A 4,565-nucleotide genomic window follows, 5' to 3' on the forward strand; every position below is an offset into this window, starting at 1 on the left:
CTTACATAAAGTTTATGTAAGTCAAGAAAAAGCTCTTAGTTTCAGCCAGTTACCACCTCATCTCTCTCTACAATCTCAATCTTACCAAATACATCCAATTCTCTTAGATTCCTGCCTTCATTCAGGATACGCTTTGAGATTGGCAAAAAAAGATGAATTATCTAAAAATATAGATATTTATTTGCCCATAGAATTAAAACGGTTAAAATTATATCGTCCCTTCACCTCCCAACTTTGGAGTCAAGTACAACTAAGCTCTCCTCAAGAACTCGATCCAGAAACTGTTTCTTCAAATTTTAACTTGTTTAATGAGGAGGGAGCATTAATAGCTGAAATTGAGGGTCTTACCTCTAAACGTACTAGTAGTAAAGCTCTGCTTAATCTGATTTCAACTCAACGACAAAAAGAACTCCAAGATTGGTTTTATCAACTACAATGGCAGCCTATTTATTCTGTATCTGGGGTGTATCAAAACATAATACCGGAGATGGAATTAAGTCATTGGCTAATTTTTACGGATACTAAAGGAAAAGGAAAATCTTTAGCAGCACATTTACAGCAATTAGGTCAAGAAATTACTCTAGTCTATCCTGGTGAGAGTTGGCAAAAATTAAGCTGTGGAGTTTATCAAATTAATCCCAGTAATTCTCAAGATTTTGAGAGTTTATACCAACAAATCTTAACAGAAACTAAATCACCGATAAAATATGTTATTCATTTGTGGAGTCTAGACTCTTTGCCTTCAGAACAATTAACAATTACAGGACTAGAACAAGCAGAAAAATTAGGATGTGCCAGTGTCTTGCATTTAGTTCAATCCTTAGCTAAAAATCATCAATATTCTATTCCTAAGCTGTGGCTAGTAACTGAAGGAGCACAATTAGTTTTAAATCTAGAGGAATTAGCAATAGCTCAAACTCCATTATGGGGATTAGGGAAAGTAATATCTTTAGAACATCCGCAGCTCTGGGGAGGATTAATCGATTTAGAACCTACTGGTGGAGAAAAACAAATAGAAATACTATTGAATCAGATTACTTCTAATTCAACGGAAGATCATCTTTCTATTAGAGGAGAAAAAACTTATGTCGCTCGTTTAGTTAAGCAATCTCCAAGAAAATCTCAATCTTATCAATGGCAATCAGAGGGAACTTACCTGATTACAGGAGGATTAGGAGCTTTAGGATTACATACTGCTAAGTGGATGGTAGAAAAAGGAGTAAGAAATATAGTCTTCATCAGTCGTAGCTCTCCCGATCAAACAAAGCAAGCAGCGATCGCTAATTTAGAAGAACAAGGAACGCGGGTTTTAGTTGCTCAAGCAGATGTATCCCATCAGGAAGAATTAAGGGCAGTACTTGAACAAATCCAACTAACTATGCCTCCTCTTAAAGGGATTATTCATGCAGCTGGAGTAGCAGAATTTGAACCACTAACACAGATGGGACTAAGCCAAATGAGTACAATTTTACAACCAAAAGTGAGAGGAGGATGGCTTCTTCATCAACTAACTAAAGATATAAAGATAGACTTTTTTATCTGCTTTTCTTCAATTGCTGCTTTATGGGGTTCAGTTGGTCAAGCTCATTATGCTGCAGCTAACCATTTTCTTGATGGGCTTGTTCATTATCGTACCTCCATAGGATTACCGGGATTAACTATCAATTGGGGGCCTTGGACGGGAGGAGGCATGGCTGATACAGAACAACTATTAGAATTAAGGAAAAGAGGCATTAAACCTTTATCCCCTTCTCAAGCTCTAGTCGCTTTAGAACAATTGTTAGATAGTAGTGAAATCCAAACTGGTTTAGCTAATGTTGATTGGAGTATCTTTAAACAACTTTACGAGATAGGAAGAGTCAGGTTACTTCTAGAAGAAATTGAGGTAAAACCAGGCCAAACACAATTGCTAAATGATTCAAATCAACTAGCGACAAAAGCAAAACAAGAAAGAATTTTATCACAATTAAAACTAGCTAACGATGAAGAAACAGAAAAAATTTTATTAGCTTATCTTTTAGAGGAAATAGCTCAGGTATTGGGAATAAAAATTGAAAAAATCGAATTAGAACAACCATTGACCATGATGGGAATAGATTCTTTGATGGCGGTATAATTACGCAATCAGGTACAAAAAGCTCTAGGAATAGAAGTTCCTTTGAGCCAATTTATGGAAGGCTTGACTGTAGTTGCTCTAACTAAAGAAATCCAAAAGCAACTAAAGGAAACCCATCCAACAATTGGAGTTGAATTAAAAAATAATCAACAAACTTTGTTAACTAATGTAAAAAATAATGATTGGATAGAGGTAGACCTATGAACTTGATTGAATTTTTACAAGACCTTTCCCTAAAAGGGGTAAAGTTGTGGATTGAGGGAGAACGGCTACGCAGTGGCGGTTCTAAAGAAGTGTTGACTGCTGATGTAATCGCTCAACTAAGACAACACAAAGACAAAATCTTACAGTTGCTGCGGGAACGCCCAGATATTTTCAACGTTTACCCCCTTTCCTTTGGTCAAAGGGCACTATGGTTCTTGTGGCGATTAGCGCCTAAGAGTTCAGCTTATAATGTAGCCTTTAACTGCCGTATCTATTCTCAAGTAAATCTTGATACTTTACAGAAGGCATGGCAATTATTAAGTGAACGTCATTCTTTGCTGCGTACTACTTTTCTTCAGCAAGAGCAAGAGCCATTCCAAAAGATACATTCTAATTTAGAGATTGATTTTAGACAAATTGATGCTTCTAACTGGAATGAAAACGAACTCAATGTTAAAGTTGTTCAAGAATACCAACATCCTTTTAATCTTGAAGACGGACCTGTAGCGCGAATCAGATTATTTACATACTCTCATGAGGAACATATCCTCTTGCTTGTACTTCACCATCTTAATTGGGATGCTTGGTCTATAGGTATAGTAGTACAAGAATGGCTCAGTATTTACCAGTCACTAATTGAAGGGACTAAAAATAGCCTAACTCCTATTGACTATACTTACTTGGATTATGTTCATTGGCAAAAAGAATTATTGGCAAGCGACAAAGGAAAAGAACTTTGGGAGTATTGGCAACAGAAATTATCAGGAGAATTACCTGTACTAAATTTACCAGTTGATAAACCTAGACCTAAAATTCAAACTTACAATGGTGCTTCTTATTACTTCCAATTACCAGAAAATTTAACTAAAGAAATTAGGGAAGTAGCTAAAAGAGAAGGAGTAACTTTGTACATGATGTTACTAGCAACATTTCAAGTTCTTCTTCATCGTTATACAGGGCAAGAGGATATTTTAGTAGGTTCACCAACTTCGGGAAGAACCAGGTATGAATTCACCAATATTGTCGGTTATTTTGTTGACCCAATGGTTATGCGGGCAAATCTGGAAGGAAATCCGAGTTTCTCTGAGTTTTTAACTCAGGTGCAACAAACAGTAAAAGAAGCAGTTGCTCATCAGGATTTTCCTTTTGCTCTGTTAGTAGAACGATTGCAGCCAGATAGAGATTTAAGTTATTCTCCAATTTTTCAAGTTAGCTTTGTTCTGCAAAACTTTAAACAATTTGAAAAACTACAACAGTTATTCTTAGGACAAGAAATAGTAGAAGTAGAAGGTCTCAAATTGAAATCTTGGTCAATGCCTCAGCAAGAGGGTCAGTTTGACTTGGAGCTAGAAATGGTGGAAAGTAACTCATCTCTAGTAGGATGTTTCAAGTACAATGCCGATCTCTTTGAGGAGCCAACAATATGTCGTATGGCTGGGCATTTTCAGACTTTGTTAGAAGGTATTGTTGTTAATCCTGAACAAAAGGTAAGACAATTACCTTTGCTAACAACAGAAGAACATCATAAGTTATTAGTTACATGGAATAATACCAAAACTGACTATTTATTGGACAAATGTATTCATCAGTTATTTGAGGAGCAGGTTGAAAGAAGTCCTAATAGTGTAGCTTTAGTATTTGAAACAGAGGAACTAACTTATCAACAGTTAAATGAGCAAGCTAATCAATTAGCACATTATTTGCAAGCTAAAGGTATTGGATCAGAAAAACTTGTTGGTATTTGTGTGGAGCGATCGCCTCTCATGGTAGTAGGTTTGCTAGCTATTCTTAAAGCAGGTGGAGCATACATACCATTAGACCCAAACTATCCTCAAGAGCGACTATCCTTCATACTGGAAGATTCCCAAGTATCAGTATTGTTAACTCAAAAGCAACTGGAAAAATCCTTGCCCCAACACCAAGCTCAGTCAGTTTTTCTTGACACTGATTGGGAAAAGATTGGTCAATACCAACAAGATAATCCTAATAGCGAAGTAACTATTAAAAACTTGGCTTATACAATCTACACTTCCGGGTCTACTGGTCAACCAAAAGGAGCAATGAATACTCACCAAGGTATTTGTAATCGATTGTGTTGGATGCAAGAAACTTATAAACTCACTACAGTAGATCGTGTTCTTCAGAAAACACCTTTCAGCTTTGATGTATCAGTTTGGGAGTTTTTCTGGCCACTTATAACTGGAGCTTGTTTAGTTCTTGCAAAACCAGAAGGTCATAAAGACAA

At 36.4% G+C, this 4,565-nt stretch carries 3 protein-coding genes; all 3 read left to right on the forward strand.

Translation table 11 applies throughout. The features are described 5' to 3' along the window. The coding region (locus F6K13_RS19515; RefSeq protein ID WP_287288087.1) for a type I polyketide synthase at positions 1 to 2,116 on the forward strand (2,116 nt) is incomplete at its 5' end. Positions 2,117 to 2,170: 54 nt separating this feature from the next. Next, positions 2,171 to 2,320 carry a hypothetical protein gene (locus tag F6K13_RS19520; protein ID WP_161564955.1) on the forward strand — a complete coding sequence of 50 codons (150 nt, stop codon included), beginning with the start codon at positions 2,171 to 2,173 and terminating at the stop codon, positions 2,318 to 2,320. Then, positions 2,317 to 4,565: condensation domain-containing protein (locus tag F6K13_RS19525; protein ID WP_287288089.1), on the forward strand; the 2,249-nt coding region annotated here is incomplete at its 3' end. The genes F6K13_RS19520 and F6K13_RS19525, both read left to right, overlap by 4 nt.

This window comes from Okeania sp. SIO2B9 (genome assembly GCF_010672505.1).
In the GTDB taxonomy this organism is placed as follows: Bacteria; Cyanobacteriota; Cyanobacteriia; order Cyanobacteriales; family Microcoleaceae; genus Okeania; species Okeania hirsuta.